Genomic DNA, 22,320 nt, shown 5'->3' on the forward strand with positions numbered 1-22,320 from the left:
TCTCGGCAGAATCGCCTTTGACGGAGGGGCATCCCCTATGAGAACCCAGCACCAGAGCAAGCGTGAACTGGACAAGATTGACCGCAACATTCTGCGCATCCTGCAAAACGACGGGCGGATTTCCTTTACCGAGCTGGGCGAAAAGGTCGGGCTCTCGACCACCCCCTGCACGGAGCGGGTTCGCCGCCTGGAGCGCGAAGGCATCATCATGGGCTACAACGCGCGCCTGAACCCTCAGCACCTCAAAGGCAGCCTACTGGTGTTCGTGGAAATCAGCCTGGACTACAAGTCGGGCGACACGTTCGAAGAGTTCCGCCGCGCCGTGCTCAAACTGCCCCATGTACTGGAGTGCCACCTGGTGTCCGGCGACTTCGACTACCTGGTCAAGGCGCGCATTTCGGAGATGGCGTCGTACCGCAAACTGCTGGGCGATATCCTGCTGAAGCTGCCGCACGTGCGGGAGTCCAAGAGCTACATCGTGATGGAAGAAGTGAAGGAAAGCCTCTGCCTGCCGATCCCGGACTGACCCTACACCAGCACCTGCCGGGTAGTGGCAATGAACTGGTGAACCAGCTGTTCGGCGGCGGGGTCGATCATCGGTTCCGGGCCCCGGCCACGCGGGCAGGCCAGGCGCGGGGTGGTGCCGAACAGGCGGCAGATCATCGGGCGCTCCTGGTACACCGTGCAACCTTGAGGCCCCAGGTGCACGCAGTCCAGCCGCTCCAGTGCGGCGTCCTGTTCGGCCTGGGTTTTGCGCGGCAGGCGGGCCATCTCCTGGGCGGAGGTGGTGACCGGGCCGCAGCAGTCGTGGCAGCCAGGTTCGCATTCGAACGAGGGGATGAGTTCGCGCAGGAAGTGGATTTTGTGGCGGTTGCAGGGCATGGCGAAGTACAGGCTGACGAAGTGGGTGGATTATAGGCCCATTCGCGGGTAAACCCGCCCCACCGAATACCCCACCCTCGCAGGTTTACCCGCGAAACCGGGCATGGTCTGGCTGGTTGCCGCGCCTGCGCGGCACAGCTTATCCTCGCCGCTCTCTCCAGCTCAGGGCCAGCCCGATGATCCACAGCGCGCAGCACGCCGCCTCCTACTACGCCGCCAGCCGCTTGCCACACCCGGATCACGCGTTCCTGCAGGGCGAACACAGCGCCGATGTATGCGTTGTGGGCGGAGGCTACTCGGGCCTTAACACCGCCATCGAACTGGCCGAGCGCGGCTTTTCGGTCATCCTGCTGGAGGCCCGCAAGCTGGGCTGGGGCGCCAGTGGGCGCAACGGCGGGCAGCTGATACGCGGGGTTGACCACGGGCTGGAGCAGTTTCTGCCGGTGCTCGGCGAGCAGGGTGTGCGCAGCCTGCAACTGATGGGGCTGGAGGCGGTGCAGATCGTGCGCGATCGCGTGGAGCAGCACGGCATTGCCTGTGACCTGAGGTGGGGCTACTGCGACCTGGCGAACAAACCTTCGCAACTGCAGGGTTTTGCCGAGGAAGCCGAGCATCTGCGCAGCCTGGGCTATGCCCACACGCTACGCCTGGTGGGCAAGGACGATCTCCACAGCGTGGTAGGCGCCGACTGCTACGCCGGGGGGCTGGTGGACATGGGCTCAGGGCACTTGCACCCACTCAACCTGGCCTTGGGCGAAGCGGCCGTGGCCAGCCGCCTGGGCGTGCGCCTATACGAACAGTCCGAAGTCACGCGGATAGACTACGGCCCCCAAGTGCAGGTGCACACCGCGCAAGGCCGGGTGCGTGCCAATACCCTGGTGCTGTGCTGCAACGCCTACCTGAACGGGCTGGACCGCGAACTGGCTGGCAAGGTGCTGCCGGCCGGTAGCTACATCATCGCCACCGAGCCGTTGGGTGAAGAACGTGCTCGCGCCTTGTTGCCGCAGAACATGGCGGTGTGCGACCAGCGCGTGGCACTGGATTATTACCGCCTGAGCGCCGACCAGCGGCTGCTGTTTGGCGGCGCCTGCCATTATTCCGGCCGCGACCCTGGGGACATCGCTGCGTACATGCGCCCCAAGATGCTCAAGGTGTTCCCTCAACTGGCCGATGTGCGCATCGATTACCAGTGGGGTGGCATGATCGGCATCGGCGCCAATCGCCTGCCCCAAGTGGGCCGCTTGGCAGACCAGCCGAACGTGTATTACGCCCAGGCGTATTCAGGCCATGGGCTCAATGCCACCCACCTTGCCGCGCGGCTGTTGGGCGAGGCCATCAGCGGCCATGAAAGCGGGCGCTTCGACCTGTTCGCCAAGGTGCCGCACATGACCTTCCCTGGCGGCAAGCACCTGCGCTCGCCATTGCTGGCGTTGGGGATGTTGTGGCATCGGCTCAAGGAACTGGTTTGAAGGTTGGGCGTGGAGCGTCACGCCTTCCAGAAGGGCTTGCGGCCTTCGGTTCGGGCTTGCTCCCAGCTAAGCCCTATGTCGCGTAGCTCGTCGTCGGTCAGCTGCAACAGCGTTCTGCGGGTCTGCCAGCGGTGCAGCATCAGCCCCCAGCGGCCCAGCCCCTGCGGGGCATTGAATACCCTGGCTTGCTGGCCCGCCTCCAATTCCTTTGCCAAAAGCTGCAAGCGTACATCACTCATGCCAGCCATCACTGCGCCCTCCACGTGTGCCGAATCCATAGGCAAAGCATGGGGGTTGGCGGCGATGGCAATACAGAGCCAATGCAGCCTTATTATTCCCATACAGAATTGGCCGCAAGCCGACTGAATGCTGTATTTTCCGCTCATCTGTACCGGTTGCTACGCCAAGTCAGCGCAGGAGTATGCCGTGACCCTTTACCTGAACCTCGCCGAGCTGCTCGGTGCCCGCATCGAACAAGGCCTTTACCAGCCTGGCCAGCGGCTGCCCTCGGTACGTGCCTTGAGTGCCGAACATGGGGTCAGCCTGAGTACCGTGCAGCAGGCGTATCGCATGCTGGAAGACGGTGGCATGGTCTCGCCGAGGCCCAAGTCCGGCTATTTCGTCAACGACCATCGCCAACTGCCGGCATTACCGGCCGTCAGCCGCCCGGCGCAGCGCCCGGTGGAAATCTCCCAGTGGGAACAAGTGCTTGAGCTGGTGCGCAGCACCCCGCGCCAGAACGTCATACAGCTGGGCCGCGGCATGCCCGATATCGAAGCCCCAACGCTCAAGCCACTGCTGCGCAGCCTGGCCCAGTTGAGTCGGCGCCAGGACATGCCAGGCCTGTATTACGACAACATCCACGGTAACCTGGCCCTGCGCGAACAGGTGGCACGCCTGGCGCTGGATTCGGGCTGCAGGCTGGCGCCCGCCGACCTGGTGATCACCACGGGTTGCCACGAGGCGCTGTCCTGCAGCATCCGGGCGGTGTGTGAGCCGGGCGACATCGTTGCGGTGGACTCGCCCAGCTTCCATGGCGCCATGCAAACCCTGAAGGGCCTGGGCATGAAGGCGCTGGAGATCCCCACCGACCCAGTCACAGGTATCAGCCTGCAAGCGCTGGAACTGGCCCTTGAGCAGTGGCCGATCAAACTTATCCAGATCACCCCAAGTTGCAACAACCCCCTCGGCTACATCATGCCCGAGGCCCGCAAGAAAGCCTTGCTGAGCCTCGCCCAGCGCTACGACGTGGCCATTCTGGAAGATGATGTTTACGGCGACCTGGCCTACACCTACCCGCGCCCGCGTACGGTCAAGTCGTTCGACGACGATGGCCGCGTGTTGCTGTGCAGCTCGTTCTCCAAGACCCTGGCCCCAGGCCTGCGGGTGGGCTGGGTAGCCCCGGGGCGTTACCTGGAGCGGGTGCTGCACATGAAGTACATCAGCACGGGCAGCACCGCCAGCCAGCCGCAGCTGGCCATCGCCGACTTCATCGCCGCGGGGCATTACCAGCCCCATGTTCGGCGCATGCGCAGCCAGTACCAGCGCAGCCGCGAACTGATGAGCGACTGGGTAACCCGGTACTTTCCGCCGGGCACACGGGTAAGCCGCCCCCAAGGCGGCTTCATGCTGTGGGTGGAGCTGCCTGAACACTTCGACACGCTACGGCTGAACCGGGCGCTGCTCGAGCAGGACGTACAGGTGGCCGTGGGCAGCATCTTTTCGGCCTCGGGCAAGTACCGGCACTGTTTGCGCATGAACTTCGCCGCCCGCCCCACGCCACAGATCGAAGCCGCCGTGCGCAAGGTGGGGGAAACCGCCCTGCGCCTGCTGGATGAAGAATAAGCACCCACGTAACTTTGCACAGCCCGGCACGGTCAAACCCGCAAGCCTTTCCTCGTACAGGACGACCCTCCCTTGAAAACCCAGCGAGCCCTGATGCTGGTGCTGCTGCTTGGCCTTGCCGGCTGCACCAGCGTCAGCACGCCCCGCGAGACCAGCCAGGCGCTACCGGCCAACGACTCAGCCTTCGGGCGCTCGGTGCTGCGCCAGGCTGCACCCTATGAGGGGCGCTCGGGCTTTCGCCTGCTGCCCAACAGCAACGAGGCATTCCGCGCGCGGGCCGAGCTGATCCGTAATGCCCAGGCCAGCATCGACCTGCAGTACTACATCGTCCATGACGGCCTCAGTACCCGCGCCCTGGTCCACGAACTGTTGCGCGCAGCCGACAGGGGGGTGCGCGTGCGCATCCTGCTGGACGACACCACCAGCGATGGCCTCGACGCCATCATGGGCACGCTCGCCGCCCACCCCAACATCCAGATCCGCGTGTTCAACCCTTTGCACCTGGGCCGCAGTACAGGGGTAACGCGGGCAATGGGGCGGCTGTTCAACCTGTCGCGCCAGCACCGGCGCATGCACAACAAGCTGTTCCTGGTGGATAACAGCATGGCCATTGTTGGCGGCCGCAACCTGGGTGACGAGTACTTCGACGCCGAGCCCAACCTGAACTTCACCGACATCGACCTGCTGAGCGTCGGGCCCATTGCCGAGCAGCTGGGGCACAGCTTCGACCAGTACTGGAACAGCGCACTGAGCCGGCCGATTACCGACTTTCTGTGGCACCAGCCCAACGAAAACGACCTGCGCAGCAGCCGTCACCGCCTGGAAGTGTCCCTGGCCGAAGCACGAACCCAGCGCAAGGAACTGTACGACCGCCTGATGGCTTACCAGTCCCAGCCACGCCTGGACACCTGGCGTAACGAGCTGATCTGGGCCCATGCCCAGGCGCTGTGGGACGCACCGAGCAAGGTACTGGCCGACGATGAGCCCGACCCGCAACTGTTGCTCACCCGCCAGCTGGGGCCGGACCTGCGTAACGTGCGCCACGAGCTGATTCTGGTGTCGGCCTACTTCGTCCCTGGCGAACCCGGGCTGCTGTACCTTACCCACAGTGCCGACGCAGGCATTTCGGTGAAACTGCTGACCAACTCACTTGAGGCCACCGACGTACCGGCCGTGCACGGTGGCTACGCGCCTTACCGCAAAGCCTTGCTGGAGCACGGGGTGAAGCTGTACGAGCTGCGCCGCCAACCGGGCGACCCAAGCGCCGGCAAGCTGAACTTCCAGGGCGGCTCCGATTCCAGCCTGCACAGCAAGGCCATCGTTTTCGACCGGCACAAGACGTTCATCGGCTCGTTCAACTTCGACCCACGCTCGGTACTGTGGAATACCGAAGTCGGCGTGCTGGTCGACAGCCCGGAACTGGCGGAGTACACCCGGGCGCTGGCCGTACAGGGTATGGCCCCGGCCCTGAGCTACCAGCCGGAGTTGGTGGGCGGCAAGCTGATATGGGTGACGGAGGAAAACGGCCAGCGCCGCGTGCTGACGTCAGAACCGGGCGGCCTGTGGCGGCGCTTCAATGCCTGGATCAGCAAGGCGGTTGGCCTGGAGAAGATGCTGTAGGGAAAAGCCCGTTTAGCCCGGCACCGGCTCGAAAGCCCCACGGCGTCGGGTGAGCACCACCAACCCGGCGGCGCCTGCCGCCATCAGCAACGGCAGCGCGTGGCCACTGATCCATTGGCTGCCCGCCCCCGCCAGCAACGGCCCGAGCAGGCAACCGACACCCCACAACTGCGCCACGTGGGCATTGGCGCGTACCAGGGCGTCGTCCCGGTAGCGCTCACCGATCAGCACCAGTGACAAGGTAAACAAGCCCCCGGCACTGGCCCCGAACAGCACCCACAACGGCCAGATGGCAGGCGTGTGCAGCAACAGCGGAATCGCCAGGCTGGACACCAGCAAGGTCGTGGCGCACCCGGTGAAGAGGGTTTGCCGTGACATATGGTCAGCCAGCACGCCAATGGGCAACTGCAGCACTGCATCGCCTACCACCACGGTACTGACCATGAACAGGGCGATTTCCGTGCTGAAACCCTGCTGCAGGCAATAAACCGGCAGCAGCGTGAGAATCATCGCTTCGAACGAAGCGAACAGGGCAATGGCCCAGGCGATTACCGGCAAGCGCTTACAGAACGCGTACAGGTCGCCGAACGTGACACTGCAGGCTTCGGTGGAGGGTGCTCCGCCGCGCCCCAGCAGAAGCAGCGGCGCCAGCAGCAACAGGCCGGTCGCCGCCCAGAACCCGAAGTCATCGTCCGAGCCGAGCACGCCCAGCACCAGCGGGCCGGCCAGCTGGCTCAGTGCATAGCTGCTGCCATACAGCGCCACCAGCCTGCCCCGCCATTGCTCGACCACCAGCTGGTTGATCCAGCTTTCGCCAAGGATGAAGACCACGGTCAGGGCCATGCCGATCAGCAGGCGCAGCAGCAACCACAACGGGTAGCTGGGCAGCAGTGCCAGCAGGCCGATCGACAGCGCACCACCCCACAGGCACAGGCGCATGGCAGAAGGCACGCCCACCCAGCCCGCCAGGCGGCTGGCAAGGCTGGCGCCTGCCAGCACACCCAGCGCGGGCATGGCCGCCATCACCCCGATAGCGAAGCTGCCGTAGCCCCAGGCTTCGAGGCGCAAGGACACCAACGGCATGCTGACGCCGAGCGCAAGCCCGACGCTCAGCACCGACGCCAGTACGGCGAAGTAGGTACCCCAGCGCATCGCAGCCCCCGGGCTTACAGCTTGATCCAGGTCGCTTTCAGCTCGGTGTATTTCTCCAGTGCATGCAGGGACTTGTCACGGCCGTTGCCTGACTGCTTGAAGCCACCAAACGGGGCAGTCATGTCGCCGCCGTCGTACTGGTTGACCCAGACACTGCCGGCGCGCACGGCGCGGGCAGTTTTGTGCGCCTTGGAAATGTCCGAAGTCCAGATGCCGGCGGCCAGGCCATACGGGGTGTCGTTGGCAATGGCCACCGCTTCCTCGGCGGTATCGAAGCTGATCACCGAAAGCACCGGGCCGAAGATCTCTTCCTGGGCGATCTTCATGGCGTTGGTTACGCCATCGAAGATGGTCGGCTCTACATAGGTGCCGCCGGTTTCTTCCAGGGTGCGCTTGCCGCCGGTCAGCAGCTTGGCGCCGTCCTTGTGGCCTGCCTCGATGTACGACAGCACGGTGTTCATCTGCTGGGTATCGACCAGGGCACCCACGGTGGTCTGTGGGTCCAGCGGGTTGCCTGGCTTCCAGCCCTTCAGGGCCTCCACCACCATGGGCAGGAACCTGTCCTTGATGGACCGTTCGACCAGCAGGCGCGAGCCTGCGGTGCACACCTCACCCTGGTTGAAGGCGATGGCACTGGCAGCGGCCTGCGCGGCAGCCTGCAGGTCTGGCGCGTCGGCGAACACGATGTTCGGGCTTTTGCCACCGGCTTCCAGCCAGACGCGCTTCATGTTCGACTCGCCCGCGTACACCATCAACTGCTTGGCAATCTTGGTGGAGCCGGTGAATACCAGGGTATCGACGTCCATATGCAGGGCCAGGGCCTTGCCGACGGTGTGGCCGTAACCCGGCAGCACGTTCAGTACACCGGCCGGAATGCCAGCCTCGATGGCCAGCTGCGCAATACGAATGGCCGTGAGCGGTGATTTTTCGGACGGCTTGAGCACCACCGAGTTACCGGTGGCCAGGGCTGGGCCCAGTTTCCAGCAGGCCATCATCAGCGGGAAGTTCCAGGGGACGATGGCGCCTACCACCCCTACCGGCTCGCGGGTAACCAGGCCAAGCTGATCGTGGGGCGTGGGGGCAACCTCGTCGTACACCTTGTCGATAGCCTCGGCTGTCCAGTGAATGGCATTGGCTGCACCAGGGATGTCGATGGTGGAGGAGTCGCCGATCGGCTTGCCCATGTCCAGGGTTTCAAGCAGTGCCAGCTCTTCGACGTTCTTGCGCAGCAGGTCGGCAAAGCGGACCAGCTTGGCTTTACGCTTGGCCGGGGCCAGCTGTGACCAGACACCGGCATTGAAGGTGGCGCGGGCATTTTCAACGGCGCGGTTGGCATCGGCCAGGTCGCAACTGGCAACCTTGGCCAGGAAGCGTCCGTCAACCGGGCTCAGGCATTCGAAGGTGTCACCGGATGCGGCATCGGTGTATTCGCCGTTGATGAAGGCGCGGCCTTCGATCTTCAGTTGCTGGGCACGCTGTTCCCAATCTGCACGAGTCAGGGTGGACATACGAAACTCCTCCTCTTGTTTAAATGCAATGCCGCTCTGAGGGCTCACGGGCATTGTCGGAATAGGGCCGGGCGACACGCGCACACTGGCATGCGATACCCTAAACCAGCCCCTTCAAACTATCAATATATTTGACACCCAAGGCCCAAAAGCCTACTCATGTTAATTTTATTGAACAACCACAGGAGCCGACTCATGAGCATCGACCGTATCATCGACTTCGCCCAGGCCATAACCGAGGCAGAGCGCTACCGACCTGCCGCAGAAAAGATCATTAAAGGCGCGCCTGACCAGGCGGTATACAACCATTACTCCAGCCCTTGCGGGCAGTTTGCTGCCGGCGTCTGGGAAGGCGAGGTGGGGCAATGGGTGGTGAATTACACCGAGCATGAGTATTGCGAAATCGTGCAGGGTGTTTCGGTGCTGCGCGACCAGGACGGCGGGGCCAAGACCCTGCGCGCCGGTGACCGTTTCGTCATTCCGGCCGGGTTCAAGGGCACATGGGAAGTACTTGAGCCGTGCCGTAAGATCTACGCACTGTTCGAGCAGAAGTAACCTGTGGCTTCAACGCCTGACAGGTATAAAAAAACCCGCGTCCTTTCGGATGCGGGTTTTTTTCAGGTCGCCGATCAATTACTTGATCTTGGCTTCCTTGTACACCACGTGCTTGCGAACAACGGGATCGTATTTCTTGATCTCGATTTTGTCCGGTGTGGTGCGCTTGTTCTTGTCGGTGGTGTAGAAGTGGCCAGTGCCAGCACTCGAAACCAGACGGATCAATTCACGCATGACGTTCTCCTTAGAACTTTTCGCCGCGAGCACGCAGCTCGGACAGCACTACTTCGATACCACGCTTGTCGATGACACGCATGCCCTTGGCAGATACGCGCAGACGCACGAAACGCTTCTCGGATTCAACCCAGAAACGGTGGTGTTGCAGGTTCGGCAGGAAACGACGACGGGTTTTGTTGTTTGCGTGGGAAATGTTGTTCCCGGTTACTGGACCCTTACCAGTAACTTGACAGACTCTCGACATGACTCAGCCCTCTAAAACCACATGCCCAACCCGGCATGGGTTGGCCGCTTAATCTCTCAGTCTTTGGCGCCAGGGCGCCGTGATTCTGGAGGTCTTATCGACCGGATTCGCTGATGCGACAGGCCGAGCCCCTAGAAAAGAGCGCTGCTTTATACCAGAAAGACTCGCTTGCAACAACATCTGATGCACACCGGCAACAGGCTGAATGCCGCGGGCCAGCATACCGGCAGGCCTGGCTGGCGGTTGACCGCTCGTCGCCAGTTGCACAAAAAAGGGTGTGGTCATTTCCAGGCAGGGGCACTAGGGTAGGCCTTTTCCAGACTGCACTGGCAGATGGGCCACTGACAGCCAAGGAGCCACCATGCGTGCCACCGCCTATTCGTTATTGTTTACCTGCCTGTGCGCCGCAGGCCTCGCCCAGGCCGCGCCGCTCAGCGTTTGCACCGAGGCCAGCCCCGAAGGCTTCGACGTGGTGCAGTACAACTCGCTCACCACCACCAATGCTACCGCCGACGTGCTGATGAACCGCCTGGTAGACTTCGATGCCGCCCAAGGCAAGGTGGTGCCGAGCCTTGCAGCCAGCTGGAAAGTATCTGCCGATGGCCTGGTGTACGACTTCACCTTGCGTGATGGCGTGAAGTTTCATAGCACGCCCTACTTCAAGCCTACCCGCGAGCTGAATGCCGATGACGTGCTGTTCAGCTTCCAGCGCATGCTCTACCCGGCCCACGCGTGGAACAAAACGGCACCTGGCGGCTATCCGCACGCCCAATCACTGCAGCTGGGCAGCCTGATCAAGGCGATCGATGCCCCTGCGCCGAACACCGTGCGCTTCACCCTCAGCCACCCGGACGCCACGTTCCTGGCCACCTTGAGCATGGGCTTCGCCTCGGTCTACTCCGCCGAGTACGCTGACAAGCTGATGAAGGCTGGCACACCAGACAAGCTCAACAGCCAGCCGATCGGTACCGGGCCCTTCGTGTTCCAGCGCTTCCAGAAGGATGCGGTGGTGCGCTACCGCGCCAACCCGGACTACTTCGCCGGCAAGCCAGCGGTGGACCCGTTGATCTTCGCCATCACCACAGACGCCAATGTGCGGTTGCAGAAGCTCAAGCGTGGCGAATGCCAGGTTGCCCTCTCGCCCAAGCCGCTGGACATTGCCGAGGCGGGCAGCAACGCTGACCTGAAGGTGGCCAGCACCCCGGCATTCATGACAGCCTTCGTCGCCATCAACAGCCAGCACCCGCCGCTGGACAAGCCAGAGGTGCGGCAGGCCATCAACCTAGCGTTCGACAAGCAGGCCTACCTCAAGGCGGTGTTCGAGGATTCGGCGGTGGCCGCCAACGGGCCCTACCCCCCCAACACCTGGAGCTACGCCAAGGACCTGCCGGGTTACCCGCTGGATTTGAACAAGGCCAAGGCCCTGCTGGCCAAAGCAGGTATGGCCGATGGCTTCAGCACCACGATCTGGACCCGGCCGTCGGGCAGCTTGCTGAACCCTAACCCCAGCCTGGGTGCACAGATGCTGCAGGCGGACCTGGCCAAGATCGGTATCAAGGCAGAGATCCGTGTGATCGAGTGGGGTGAGCTGATCCGCCGCGCCAAGGCTGGCGAACATGACCTGCTGTTCATGGGCTGGGCAGGCGACAACGGCGACCCGGATAACTTCCTGACCCCGCAGTTTTCCTGTGCGGCGGTGCAGTCGGGTACCAACTTCGCGCGCTTCTGCGACAACCGCCTGGACCAGCTGATCAGCGCTGGCCGCACTACCAATGACCAGAGCGTGCGCAGCAGGCTGTACCAGCAGGCACAAACGCTGATTCAGCAGCAGGCGCTGTGGGTACCCCTGGCGCACCCTACCGCGGCTGCGTTGTTGCGCAAGGACGTGGAGGGGTACCAGGTGAGCCCGTTCGGGCGGCTGGATTTCAGCAAGGTTTCGGTGGCCCCGTAAACCTGCACCGGCCTCTTCGCGGGTAAACCCACTCCCACAGGGACCGTATGGCGCTCAAGAGCAGCGCCATACTTGTGGGAGCGGGTTCACCCGCGAAAGGGCCAGCACAGGAACACAATGGCCTAGGCCACCATCCAGCCCTCCTCCACCATCGATAACGGCTCCCCGTCGCCAATGATGATGTGGTCCAGCACCCGCACGTCGATCAGTGCCAAACCCCGCTTGAGCGACAGGGTCAGGTGCACGTCATCCTGGCTCGGCTCGCTGATGCCGGAAGGGTGGTTGTGGCACAGGATCAACGCCGCCGCGTTATGCAGCAAGGCCCTTCGAACCACCTCGCGCGGGTAGACACTGGCGCGGTCTATGGTGCCTCTGAACAGGATCTCGAACGCCAGCGGGCGGTGCTTGGTGTCCAGAAAGAGGCAGCCAAACACTTCACTGGCCTCATGCCGCAGCATGGCCTTGAGATAACGCCGTACCGCCACTGGCCCCTCTAGCGCCGAGGCGCGCTCGATGTTCTCATCCAGGTGCCGTCGACCAATCTCCAGAAGCGCCTGAAGCTGCGCATACTTCACGGCCCCGATACCCGGCTCGCGCAGTACGGTTTCGCGATCGGCCTCCAGAAACTGCCTCAGCCCGCCAAAACGCACCAACAGCCCCCGCGCAAGGTCCAGGACATTGCGCCCGGCAACGCCAGAACCCAGCAGCACGGCAAGCAATTCGGCATCCGTCAGCACCGCAGCCCCACGCTGCAGCAACTTCTCCCGCGGCCTTTCTTCAGCTGGCCACTCCCTGATATTCATCCCCCGCCCCCTGCCCTTGCTGCGGGCCATTTCGGCCCTGTGTTAATCTATTTCGCTTCGTACATGCGACGTTCTGCCGCACGCAGTTCCTGTCGCCGCCCGCTTTCACCGGAAAAAGGCAAGCCTATGCAGCGGCTGTATCGCAAGCGCATCGTTCTCGGCGTCGGTGGTGGCATCGCCGCCTACAAAAGCGCCGAATTGATTCGCCGACTTCTTGAGCACGGCGCCCAGGTGCGCGTCGTCATGACCCGCGGTGGTGCCGAATTCATCACCCCGCTGACCCTGCAGGCGTTGTCTGGCCACCCCGTACACATGGACCTGCTGGACCCGGCCGCCGAAGCCGCCATGGGCCACATCGAACTGGCCAAATGGGCCGACCTGGTGCTGATCGCGCCGGCCACTGCCGACCTGATGGCCCGCCTGGCCCAAGGCATGGCCGACGACCTGCTGACCACCCTGGTACTGGCCACCGATGCCACCGTCGCCGTTGCCCCGGCCATGAACCAGGCGATGTGGCGTGACCCGGCCACCCAGGCCAACCTCGAGCTGCTGAAGAGCCGGGGCATTCAGGTGTTCGGCCCCGCATCGGGTAGCCAGGCCTGCGGCGACGTCGGCCTGGGCCGCATGCTCGAAGCCACCGACCTGGCCTGGTGCGCGGCCGAAAGCTTCAAGCGCCAGGCACTGACCGGCAAGCACGTGCTGATCACGGCGGGCCCCACCCAGGAAAACATCGACCCGGTGCGCTACATCACCAATCATAGCTCCGGCAAGATGGGCTTTGCCCTGGCCGAGGCGGCTGCAGAAGCCGGGGCCAGGGTCACCCTCGTGACCGGCCCGGTGCACCTGCCCCCCCCTGACCGTGTCAGCCGTATCGACGTGGTGAGCGCGCGGGACATGCTCGCAGCCTGTGAAGCCGCCATGCCATGCGACCTGTTCATCGCCTCGGCAGCGGTTGCAGACTACCGGCCAGAGGTAGTTGCCCCACAAAAACTCAAGAAAGACCCTACGACCGGCGACGGCATGCTGCTGCAGATGGTGCGCAATCCCGATATCCTTGCCACCATCGCCGGCCGTGCCGACCGCCCGTTCAGCGTCGGCTTCGCTGCCGAAACCGAGCACCTGCTCGACTACGCCACGCGCAAGCTCAAGGACAAGAACCTCGACCTGATCGTCGCCAATGATGTGGCCAACCCCAGCATCGGCTTCAACAGCGAAGAAAACGCCTTGACCGTGATCGACCGGCAACAGCACCAGACCCTTTTCGCGCAGACCAGCAAGGGCAAGATCGCCCGGCAACTGGTCGCCTTCATCGCCGAACGGCTCAACCAGGTTCAGTAAGTTACATGCACGCACTTCAAGCCAAGATTCTCGACCCACGCCTGGGCAGCGAATTCCCGCTGCCCAGCTACGCCACCCCAGGCTCCGCCGGCCTCGACCTGCGCGCCCTGCTTGCGCAGGACACCGTGCTCGAACCAGGCCAGACCGTGCTCATCCCCACCGGCCTGTCGATCTACATCAGCGACCCTGGGCTCGCGGCGCTGGTACTGCCTCGCTCGGGCCTGGGCCACAAGCACGGTATCGTGCTGGGCAACCTGGTGGGGCTGATCGACTCGGATTACCAAGGCGAGCTGATGGTGTCCTGCTGGAACCGTGGCACTACCCCGTTCACCATCGCGGTCGGCGAGCGTATCGCCCAGTTGGTGCTGGTGCCGGTGGTACAGGCGCGTTTCGACATCGTCGAGGCGTTCGACGAAAGCCAGCGGGGCGCTGGCGGCTTTGGTCACTCTGGCAGCCACTGAGCAGCAGCTGACCGTTACGGCCAAGGATGGCGAACTCTCTGGCGAAACCTTCGTCCAAGCGTTCTATTTGCGCCAGCCCACAGCGTTTTTGACTGATGGAGTACCCAGCGATGAACGACATGGCCGATCTGGTCCCCGCCACCTTGCCCCAGAGCATCTTCCGCGCCTACGACATCCGCGGCGTGGTCGGCAAGACGTTGCATGCCGAAACCGCCTACTGGATTGGCCGCGCCATCGGCGCCCAGAGCCTGGCAGAGGGCGAGCCGCAAGTGTGCGTAGGCCGCGACGGGCGCTTGTCTGGCCCGGTGCTGGTGGAGCAGTTGATCAAGGGCCTGGTGGATGCCGGCTGCCAGGTCAGCGACATCGGCCTGGTACCCACCCCCGCCTTGTACTACGCAGCCAATGTACTGGCCGGCCGCTCGGGCGTGATGCTCACCGGTAGCCACAACCCCTCGGACTACAACGGCTTCAAAATCGTCATTGCCGGCGACACGCTGGCCAACGAGCAGATCCAGGCACTGCTCACTCGCCTGCAAACCCACGACCTGAGCTTTGCCACTGGCCGCCTGGAGCAGGTAGACATCCTGCCGCGTTATGCCCGGCAGATCCTCGACGACGTCAAGCTGGCCAGAAGGCTGAAGGTGGTAGTGGACTGCGGCAACGGTGCGGCTGGCGTCATCGCGCCACAGCTGATCGAAGCCCTGGGCTGCGAGGTGATCCCGCTGTTCTGCGAGGTGGATGGCAACTTCCCCAACCACCACCCCGACCCTGGCAAGCCCGAGAACCTGCAGGACCTGATTGCCAAGGTGAAGCAGACCGGGGCCGACATTGGCCTGGCGTTCGACGGTGACGGCGACCGCGTAGGCGTTGTCACCAATACCGGCAGCATCGTCTACCCCGACCGCCTTTTGATGCTGTTCGCCCAGGACGTGCTGGCCCGCAACCCGGGCGCCGAGATCATCTTCGACGTCAAGTGCACCCGTCGCCTGACGCCCCTGATCGAACAGCAGGGTGGCCGCGCCTTGATGTGGAAGACCGGCCACTCGTTGATCAAGAAGAAGATGAAGCAGACCGGCGCGTTACTGGCCGGCGAGATGAGTGGTCACATCTTCATCAAGGAGCGCTGGTACGGTTTTGACGATGGCATCTACAGCGCCGCACGCCTGCTGGAAATTCTCAGCAAGGCCGAGCAAAGCGCCGAGGACCTGTTCGCCGCCTTCCCAAACGATATTTCCACGCCGGAAATCAACATTGATGTGACCGACGAGGGTAAATTCAGCATCATTGATGCACTGCAACGCGACGCCGACTGGGGCGAAGCCAGCCTGACCTCCATCGATGGGGTGCGGGTGGACTACCCCAGGGGCTGGGGCCTGGTCCGCGCCTCCAACACCACGCCGGTGCTGGTGCTGCGTTTCGAGGCCGACAGCGAAGCCGAACTGCAACGTATCAAGGATGTTTTCCGCACTCAGTTGCTGCGGGTTGAGCCTGCGTTGCAACTGCCGTTCTGACCGACTATCTGTCCTTCACAGGAGCCCTGCATGACCCTCGATCGCGATGCCGCTTCCCATGTAGCCGAGGTTTTGTCCGAAGCACTGCCTTACATCCGCCGCTTCGTCGGCAAGACCCTGGTGATCAAGTACGGCGGCAACGCGATGGAAAGCGAGGAGCTCAAGACCGGCTTTGCGCGCGACATCGTGCTGATGAAGGCTGTGGGCATCAACCCGGTGGTGGTGCACGGTGGCGGCCCGCAAATCGGTGACCTGCTCAAGCGTCTGTCGATCGAAAGCCACTTCATCGACGGCATGCGCGTGACCGACTCGGCGACCATGGACGTGGTGGAGATGGTGCTGGGCGGCCAGGTCAACAAGGACATCGTCAACCTCATCAACCGTCACGGTGGCAGCGCCATCGGCCTCACCGGCAAGGACGCAGAGCTGATCCGTGCGCGCAAGCTCACCGTCAGCCGCCAGACCCCTGAGATGACCACCCCGGAAATCATCGACATCGGCCATGTGGGTGAAGTGGTCAGCGTCAATACCGACCTGCTGAACATGCTGGTGAGGGGTGACTTCATCCCGGTTATCGCGCCGATTGGCGTAGGTAGCAACGGTGAGTCGTACAACATCAACGCCGACCTGGTGGCTGGCAAGGTGGCCGAGGCGCTGAAGGCCGAGAAGCTGATGCTGTTGACCAACATCGCCGGCCTGATGGACAAGCAGGGCCAGGTGCTGACGGGCCTCACCACCGAGCAGGTCAATGAACTGATCGCCGACGGGACCATTTACGGCGGCATGCTGCCGAAAATCAAATGTGCCCTCGATGCCGTGCAGGGCGGCGTGAACAGCTCGCACATCATCGATGGCCGCGTGCCGAATGCCGTGCTGCTGGAGATCTTCACCGACAGCGGCGTGGGCACCCTGATTACCAACCACAAGGCGCGCTCGTAACGGGCGACAGGGCCTGAACTGGCGACACAAAAAAGGCGACCTCACACCGAGGTCGCCTTTTTAGTTGCCGGGCGCCGGGTCAGATCCCGTATTGCGCCCGGTAGGCTTCGACCGCCGGCAGATGCTGCTTGAGCTGCGGATCATCTGCCAGGAACTCCAGTACTTGGGTCAGCGACACGATGCTGACCACCGGGATACCGAAGTCGCGCTCGACTTCCTGGATCGCCGAGAGCTCACCGTTGCCGCGCTCTTCGCGGTTGAGCGCGATCAGCACGCCTGCGGCCTTGGCCTGCTGGGCGTTGATGATCTGCATGACTTCGCGAATGGCGGTACCGGCGGTGATCACGTCGTCGATGATGAGGACGTCACCGGCCAGCGGTGCCCCTACCAGGCTGCCGCCCTCGCCATGGTCCTTGGCCTCTTTACGGTTGAAGCACCAGGGCACGTCCAGCTGGTGCTGCTCGGCCAGGGCCACGGCGGTGGCTGCCGCCAACGGGATGCCTTTGTAGGCGGGGCCGAACAGGACGTCGAAGGGGATCTTGCTGTCGACGATGGCCGCTGCATAGCAACGCCCCAGCTGAGCCAAGGCGGAGCCGCTGCTGAACAGGCCGGCATTGAAGAAATACGGGCTGGTACGCCCCGATTTCAGGGTGAACTCACCGAAACGCAGTACACCGCGATCGATGGCAAAACGGATGAAGTCGCGCTGATACGGCTGCATGAAAAGTCCCGGACACCACGGATTTAGCTAAATGGGTTGAGCTCGGGTATCATACACGCACGAGATTTTTGGGGCCATTTATGCGGATCATCAGTGTGAACGTTAATGGCATTCAGGCTGCGGCCGAGCGTGGTTTGCTCAGCTGGCTACAAGCCCAGAATGCCGACGTCATCTGCCTTCAGGATACCCGCGCCTCGGCCTTTGAACTCGACGACCCAGCTTTCCAGCTCGATGGCTATTTCCTTTATGCCTGCGATGCGGAGGTGCCTGCCCAAGGTGGCGTGGCGCTCTACTCGCGCATGCAGCCCAAGGCAGTCATCACCGGCCTGGGCTTCGAGACAGCCGACCGCTACGGGCGTTATCTGCAAGCAGATTTCGACAAAGTCAGTATTGCCAGCCTGCTTTTGCCTTCGGGCATGAACGGGGACGAAGACTTGAACCAGAAATTCAAGTTGATGGACGACTTCGCCAAGTACCTGGACAAGCAGCGCCGCAAGCGCCGCGAGTACATCTATTGTGGCTCGTTCTATGTGGCGCAGCAGAAGCTCGACATCAAGAACTGGCGCGACAGCCAGCAGTCACCGGGCTTCCTGGCGCCGGAACGCGCCTGGATGGATGCGATCACGGGCGAGATGGGTTATGTGGACGCCCTGCGCGAAGTCAGCCGCGAAGGCGACCAGTACAGCTGGTGGCCAGACAACGAGCAGGCCGAGATGCTCAACCTGGGCTATCGCTTCGACTACCAGATCCTTACCCCAGGCCTGCGTCGCTTCGTGCGCAACGCCCGCCTGCCGCGTCAGCCGCGCTTCTCACAGCACGCGCCGCTGATCGTCGATTATGACTGGACGCTGACGATCTGACGGCTGACAGGGGGGTGGCTTCATCGCGAGCTGCGCTCGCTCCTACGGGCCTGTGTAGGAGCGGCGCCTGGCTCAAGCCTTAGTCAGCCAAAGCCGCCTGCTGCAGGGCAAAGATCTCATCCATACCCTTCTGCGCCAACGCCAGCATGGCGTTGAAGTCTGCAGGCTGGAACGGCGCACCCTCAGCGGTACCCTGCACTTCAATGAAACCACCTGCGCTGGTCATGACCACGTTCAGGTCGGTTTCGGCCGCCGAGTCCTCCAGGTAGTCCAGGTCAAGCACAGCCTCACCCTGATACATGCCCACCGACACCGCGGCAATCATGTGCTTGAGCGGGTTGCCGGCCTTCAGGCCGCCGCGCTTCTTGATCACGGCCAGGGCATCGCACAGGGCAACCATTGCACCGGTGATTGAAGCGGTGCGGGTACCGCCGTCGGCCTGAATGACGTCGCAGTCGATGTACAACGTGATGTCACCGAGCTTGCTCATGTCCAGCGCAGCGCGCAGCGAGCGGCCGATCAGACGCTGGATTTCCAGGGTGCGGCCACCCTGCTTGCCACGGCTGGCTTCGCGCTGGTTACGCTCGCCGGTAGCGCGCGGCAGCATGCCGTATTCGGCGGTCAGCCAGCCTTGGCCCTGGCCTTTGAGGAAGCGCGGCACACCGTTTTCCACGCTGACCGTGCAGATGACCTTGGTGTCACCGAACTCGACCAGTACCGACCCTTCGGCGTGCTTGGTGTAGTTGCGGGTGATGCGGATCGAGCGGAGCTGATCGGCGGCGCGACCACTTGGACGTTTCATCTGGGATACCTGTACTGGGGCTTTAGAATCTGACAGGCATTATAGAGCCCGTGGCCTGCGCACGACATGCCTATCGTCGCGCCTGGCACTGCCCGTCGCCTTTTCCGAGCGCTCTGGCGGCCGCTCTGTAACATGGCCGGATTGGGCGGCGAGGCCCCATTGCGCTACAATCCTGCGCCTTGCAGCCTGCGGGCTTCCAACGTTATCCATCTATGCGAGGTACTCCCATGGTGCACAGCATGACCGCCTTTGCGCGCGTCGAGCGCGCCGGCAGCCAAGGCACCCTGGTCTGGGAGCTGCGCTCGGTCAACCACCGCTACCTTGAACCCCACCTGCGCCTGCCAGATGCCCTGCGCGACCTGGAAGGCGGTGTGCGTGAGGGCCTGCGCCAGGGGCTGTCACGGGGTAAGGTGGAGTGCACCTTGCGCCTCAACGAAGACAGCGCCGGCAAACCACTGAAGGTCGACCACCAGCGCGCGGCCCAGTTGGTTGCCGCCGCCGAGCAGGTCGCAGGCCTGATCAAGCAGCCGGCACCGCTCAACCCGCTTGAAGTACTGTCTTGGCCAGGCGTACTGGTGGCCGATACCAGCGACCCCCAGGCCCTCAATGCCGAAGCCATGGCGCTGTTCGATGAAGCCCTGGCCGAACTGAAAGCCGGGCGCCAGCGCGAGGGTGTGGAGTTGGCCAGGCTGATCAACGAACGCCTGGACAGCATGGCCAACGAGGTGACCACCCTGCGCGCACTCGTGCCGCAGATGCTGGCCACCCAGCGTCAGAAGGTGCTCGACCGTTTCAGCGATCTGCAGGCCGAACTGGACCCGCAACGCCTGGAGCAGGAGATGGTACTGCTGGCCCAGAAGAGTGATGTGGCCGAGGAACTCGACCGCCTCAGCACCCACGTCACCGAAGTGCGCCGCGTACTGAAGGGCGGTGGCGCTGCCGGCCGGCGCCTGGATTTCCTGATGCAGGAACTCAACCGCGAAGCCAACACCCTGGGCTCCAAGGCCTTCGACCCACGCAGCACGCAAGCAGCGGTCAACCTGAAGGTGCTGATCGAACAGATGCGTGAACAAGTACAGAACATCGAGTAAGGCCACCCGACCATGAACCACTGCAGCGGCACCCTCTACATCGTTTCGGCCCCTTCGGGCGCCGGCAAGACCAGCCTGGTCACTGCCCTGACCGCAGAAGACCCGCACATCCGCGTCTCGGTCTCGCACACCACCCGCACCATGCGCCCAGGCGAGGAGCACGGGGTCAATTACCACTTCGTGGCGCACGACGCATTCAGGGCGCTGATCGACCAGGGCGACTTCCTGGAGCATGCCGAAGTGTTCGGCAACTTCTACGGCACGTCCCGCAGCGCCTTGCAACAAACACTCGACGAGGGCTATGACCTGATTCTGGAAATCGACTGGCAAGGCGCCCAGCAGGTGCGCAAGCTGATGCCCAACGCGCTGTCGGTGTTCATCCTGCCGCCCAGCCAGGAGGCCCTGCGCCATCGCCTGGATAACCGTGGGCAGGACAGCGAGCAGATCATCGCCGGGCGCATGAAAGAAGCGGTCAGCGAGATGCAGCACTACGCCGAATACGACTACGTCATCATCAATGACGATTTCGCAACAGCGCTGCTGGACCTGAAAGCAGTGTTCCGCGCCAATCGCCTGCTGCTGAAAAACCAGCAACAGCGCCACGGGGCCCTGCTGACCGAGCTGGTTGGCTGAAGCCTGCGTCCACGGGCCGGGGCGCGCAGCGCCCCTTGCGCATCATTCCGGGATAGACAGCGTGGCCTGCTGGCGCAGCGTCGCCCCCAGGAAGTAAGCCGGTGCACGCAACCGCGACAGCAGCATCAGCACGATGCCCAGCACCGAGATGAGGGCGGCGATCACGAACACCAGGCCCAACCCACCGACATGCGAACCGCTGCCGAAATCCGGTGAAGCGCTGTCGATGGCCGTGCGCACGAAGATCACCGACAGGATCACCCCACCCACCAGCGGGCACAGGCCCCGCATGAAGAAGTGGCGCAGGCTGTCGAACAGGCTGCGGCGGAAGTACCAGACGCAGGCGAAGGCCGTCAGCGAGTAGTAGAAGCAGATCATCATGCCCAGCGCGGTGATGGTGTCCGCCAGCACGTTTTCACTGAGGGTGCGCATCGTCACGTAGAACAGGCCCGCTGCCACACCCGCACAAATGGTGGCGTACCGCGGGGTTTGGGAGCGGGGGCAGACCTTGGCGAACTTCTGCGGCACCGCACCGTAGTAACCCATGGCCAACAAGGTGCGGGCCGGCGACACAAAGGTCGACTGCAACGAAGCCGCGGTGCTGGCCAGCACCGCCACGGACATCAGAATGGCCAGCGGCCCCATCACCGGCCCTGCCAGGTGGGCGAATACGTTTTCCTGAATGCGCGGGTTGTTCAGGCCCAGGCCCTGTTCGCTGATGCCGGCAAACTGCAGGGTGGCAATGGCGGTAAGCAGGTACAAACCCAGAATCAGCAGCACCGTCCAGGTGGCGGCTTTGCCCGGTACTTCTTCACTGCCTACCGACTCTTCGCTGACGGTCAGGCACACATCCCAGCCCCAGAAGATGAAGATCGACAGCGAAAGCCCGGCCGCGAAGGCTGAGAACGATTCGACGCCGAACGGGTTGAACCAGGCGAAATCGAATTCCAGCGGCGGCGGCGCGGTGGTTTCACCGAACGCCGCGAAGGCAAAGCCGACCAGTACCAGCAGCTGCAACGCCACCAGGCCGTATTGCACCGTCATGGTCGTAGCCATGCCGCGGCAGCAGATCCACACTGCCAGCGCGATGAACACGCAACAGGTGACAATGTTGATCAGCAGGTGGTCCGCGAGCGCGGCGAGGCCGTGGTTGCCGGTGATCTGGCCGAGGAACAGGTAGAAGAAGTCCACCGCCACGCCGGCCAGGTTCGACAGCACGATGGTAGTGGCCACCACCAGCCCCCAACCGCCGATCCAGCCGATCATGGGGCCGAACGCCCGTGCCGACCAGGTGAACGAGGTGCCACTGTCAGGCTCTGCCGAATTCAGCTCACGATACCCCAGCGCCACCAGCAGCATGGGCAGGAAGCCGACGATGAACACGGCAGGCAAGTGGGCGCCCACCTCGCGCACGGTAGGGCCAAGGGCGCCAGTCAGTGTATAGACGGGCGCAATGGTCGAGATGCCCAGAACCACGCTGGCGAGCAGCCCCAGCCGCCCTTTTGCCAGGCCCTTGCCCTGGGCCTGTGTACCCGCATCGGCTGCCACATCGGGTGGGCGGCCGGCTTCTGTGTAGTTGCTCATGAGTATTAGCCGCCGGTGTTGGAATTGTTTTTCACAGGCCTTTGCAAAGGCCCGTGCTCACTCGTCGAGAATCTGCGGTCAGGGCCGGATCATCCGGGGCCCATGCCTTGGCCT

At 63.3% G+C, this 22,320-nt stretch carries 22 protein-coding genes and 1 pseudogene; 13 read left to right on the plus strand and 10 right to left on the minus strand.

Annotation, left to right across the window (positions count from 1 at the left end; translation table 11 throughout):
• Positions 1–37 precede the first annotated feature (37 nt).
• The gene (gene dadR / locus APH25_RS02080; protein ID WP_003258963.1) at positions 38–526 is read left to right on the plus strand and encodes a transcriptional regulator DadR; all 489 of its coding nucleotides are present in this window, start codon (positions 38–40) and stop codon (positions 524–526) included.
• Between the two features lie 2 nt (positions 527–528).
• Here the strand turns inward: dadR and APH25_RS02085 are convergent, their stop codons facing one another.
• Positions 529–882, minus strand: coding sequence for a YkgJ family cysteine cluster protein (locus tag APH25_RS02085; protein WP_028632908.1), 354 nt, complete (start codon positions 880–882; stop codon positions 529–531).
• A gap of 176 nt (positions 883–1,058) precedes the next feature.
• On the opposite strand from APH25_RS02085, the gene APH25_RS02090 reads away from it, so the two are divergent.
• Positions 1,059–2,351 carry an FAD-binding oxidoreductase gene (locus APH25_RS02090; protein WP_060480898.1) on the plus strand — a complete coding sequence of 431 codons (1,293 nt, stop codon included), beginning with the start codon at positions 1,059–1,061 and terminating at the stop codon, positions 2,349–2,351.
• A 17-nt stretch (positions 2,352–2,368) separates the two neighbouring features.
• Here APH25_RS02090 and APH25_RS02095 read toward each other — a convergent pair whose 3' ends face one another.
• Positions 2,369–2,599: a DUF1127 domain-containing protein gene (locus APH25_RS02095; RefSeq protein WP_060480958.1), complete on the minus strand. Its 231-nt coding sequence runs from the start codon at positions 2,597–2,599 to the stop codon at positions 2,369–2,371.
• Between the two features lie 178 nt (positions 2,600–2,777).
• On the opposite strand from APH25_RS02095, the gene APH25_RS02100 reads away from it, so the two are divergent.
• Positions 2,778–4,196 carry a PLP-dependent aminotransferase family protein gene (locus APH25_RS02100; RefSeq protein WP_177331151.1) on the plus strand — a complete coding sequence of 473 codons (1,419 nt, stop codon included), beginning with the start codon at positions 2,778–2,780 and terminating at the stop codon, positions 4,194–4,196.
• A gap of 93 nt (positions 4,197–4,289) precedes the next feature.
• Complete coding sequence (locus APH25_RS02105; RefSeq protein WP_371262491.1) at positions 4,290–5,816, plus strand: phospholipase D family protein; 1,527 nt, start codon at positions 4,290–4,292, stop codon at positions 5,814–5,816.
• Between the two features lie 12 nt (positions 5,817–5,828).
• On the opposite strand, the gene APH25_RS02110 is transcribed toward APH25_RS02105, so the two are convergent.
• Together APH25_RS02110 and APH25_RS02115 are read right to left on the minus strand one after the other, a co-directional pair.
• A complete protein-coding gene (locus APH25_RS02110; protein WP_060480901.1) occupies positions 5,829–6,968 on the minus strand; it encodes an MFS transporter in 1,140 nt (379 codons plus the stop codon).
• A 14-nt stretch (positions 6,969–6,982) separates the two neighbouring features.
• Positions 6,983–8,476, minus strand: coding sequence for an aldehyde dehydrogenase (locus APH25_RS02115; RefSeq protein ID WP_060480902.1), 1,494 nt, complete (start codon positions 8,474–8,476; stop codon positions 6,983–6,985).
• 195 nt (positions 8,477–8,671) lie between these two features.
• On the opposite strand from APH25_RS02115, the gene APH25_RS02120 reads away from it, so the two are divergent.
• The gene (locus tag APH25_RS02120) at positions 8,672–9,031 is read left to right on the plus strand and encodes a cupin domain-containing protein (protein ID WP_060480903.1); all 360 of its coding nucleotides are present in this window, start codon (positions 8,672–8,674) and stop codon (positions 9,029–9,031) included.
• 78 nt (positions 9,032–9,109) lie between these two features.
• Here the strand turns inward: APH25_RS02120 and rpmG are convergent, their stop codons facing one another.
• Together rpmG and rpmB are read right to left on the minus strand one after the other, a co-directional pair.
• On the minus strand, positions 9,110–9,265 hold the full coding sequence (gene rpmG, locus APH25_RS02125) for a 50S ribosomal protein L33 (RefSeq protein WP_003253507.1): 156 nt from the start codon (positions 9,263–9,265) through the stop codon (positions 9,110–9,112).
• Positions 9,266–9,275: 10 nt separating this feature from the next.
• The gene (gene rpmB / locus APH25_RS02130) at positions 9,276–9,512 is read right to left on the minus strand and encodes a 50S ribosomal protein L28 (RefSeq protein ID WP_028632900.1); all 237 of its coding nucleotides are present in this window, start codon (positions 9,510–9,512) and stop codon (positions 9,276–9,278) included.
• A gap of 361 nt (positions 9,513–9,873) precedes the next feature.
• Between rpmB and APH25_RS02135 the strand changes: the two genes are divergently transcribed.
• On the plus strand, positions 9,874–11,463 hold the full coding sequence (locus APH25_RS02135; protein WP_060480904.1) for an ABC transporter substrate-binding protein: 1,590 nt from the start codon (positions 9,874–9,876) through the stop codon (positions 11,461–11,463).
• Positions 11,464–11,585: 122 nt separating this feature from the next.
• On the opposite strand, the gene radC is transcribed toward APH25_RS02135, so the two are convergent.
• Positions 11,586–12,266, minus strand: a complete 681-nt coding sequence (gene radC, locus APH25_RS02140) for a DNA repair protein RadC (RefSeq protein ID WP_060480905.1) — start codon at positions 12,264–12,266, stop codon at positions 11,586–11,588.
• Positions 12,267–12,392: 126 nt separating this feature from the next.
• Between radC and coaBC the strand changes: the two genes are divergently transcribed.
• From coaBC to argB, 4 genes and pseudogenes are all read left to right on the plus strand, one after another.
• Entirely contained in the window at positions 12,393–13,604 is a 1,212-nt protein-coding gene (gene coaBC, locus APH25_RS02145; protein ID WP_060480906.1) for a bifunctional phosphopantothenoylcysteine decarboxylase/phosphopantothenate--cysteine ligase CoaBC, read from the plus strand.
• Positions 13,605–13,609: 5 nt separating this feature from the next.
• Positions 13,610–14,065, plus strand: a complete 456-nt coding sequence (gene dut / locus APH25_RS02150) for a dUTP diphosphatase (protein WP_028632896.1) — start codon at positions 13,610–13,612, stop codon at positions 14,063–14,065.
• Positions 14,066–14,205: 140 nt separating this feature from the next.
• A pseudogene (locus APH25_RS02155) lies at positions 14,206–15,576 on the plus strand (phosphomannomutase/phosphoglucomutase); the annotation flags it as partial.
• A 30-nt stretch (positions 15,577–15,606) separates the two neighbouring features.
• Positions 15,607–16,515, plus strand: coding sequence for an acetylglutamate kinase (argB, locus tag APH25_RS02160; RefSeq protein ID WP_028632894.1), 909 nt, complete (start codon positions 15,607–15,609; stop codon positions 16,513–16,515).
• A 79-nt stretch (positions 16,516–16,594) separates the two neighbouring features.
• Here argB and pyrE read toward each other — a convergent pair whose 3' ends face one another.
• The gene (pyrE, locus tag APH25_RS02165) at positions 16,595–17,236 is read right to left on the minus strand and encodes an orotate phosphoribosyltransferase (protein WP_028632893.1); all 642 of its coding nucleotides are present in this window, start codon (positions 17,234–17,236) and stop codon (positions 16,595–16,597) included.
• 80 nt (positions 17,237–17,316) lie between these two features.
• Here pyrE and APH25_RS02170 point away from each other — a divergent pair, with 80 nt between their 5' ends.
• Positions 17,317–18,096 carry an exodeoxyribonuclease III gene (locus tag APH25_RS02170; protein ID WP_003253401.1) on the plus strand — a complete coding sequence of 260 codons (780 nt, stop codon included), beginning with the start codon at positions 17,317–17,319 and terminating at the stop codon, positions 18,094–18,096.
• A 79-nt stretch (positions 18,097–18,175) separates the two neighbouring features.
• On the opposite strand, the gene rph is transcribed toward APH25_RS02170, so the two are convergent.
• A complete protein-coding gene (rph, locus tag APH25_RS02175; protein WP_028632892.1) occupies positions 18,176–18,898 on the minus strand; it encodes a ribonuclease PH in 723 nt (240 codons plus the stop codon).
• Positions 18,899–19,125: 227 nt separating this feature from the next.
• Here rph and APH25_RS02180 point away from each other — a divergent pair, with 227 nt between their 5' ends.
• Positions 19,126–19,989: a YicC/YloC family endoribonuclease gene (locus APH25_RS02180; protein ID WP_028632891.1), complete on the plus strand. Its 864-nt coding sequence runs from the start codon at positions 19,126–19,128 to the stop codon at positions 19,987–19,989.
• A 12-nt stretch (positions 19,990–20,001) separates the two neighbouring features.
• The gene (gene gmk, locus APH25_RS02185; protein WP_028632890.1) at positions 20,002–20,622 is read left to right on the plus strand and encodes a guanylate kinase; all 621 of its coding nucleotides are present in this window, start codon (positions 20,002–20,004) and stop codon (positions 20,620–20,622) included.
• 42 nt (positions 20,623–20,664) lie between these two features.
• Here gmk and APH25_RS02190 read toward each other — a convergent pair whose 3' ends face one another.
• On the minus strand, positions 20,665–22,206 hold the full coding sequence (locus APH25_RS02190) for an APC family permease (RefSeq protein ID WP_060480908.1): 1,542 nt from the start codon (positions 22,204–22,206) through the stop codon (positions 20,665–20,667).
• Positions 22,207–22,320 lie beyond the last annotated feature (114 nt).

The organism is Pseudomonas sp. NBRC 111119 (genome assembly GCF_001320125.1).
GTDB lineage: Bacteria > Pseudomonadota > Gammaproteobacteria > Pseudomonadales > Pseudomonadaceae > Aquipseudomonas > Aquipseudomonas parafulva.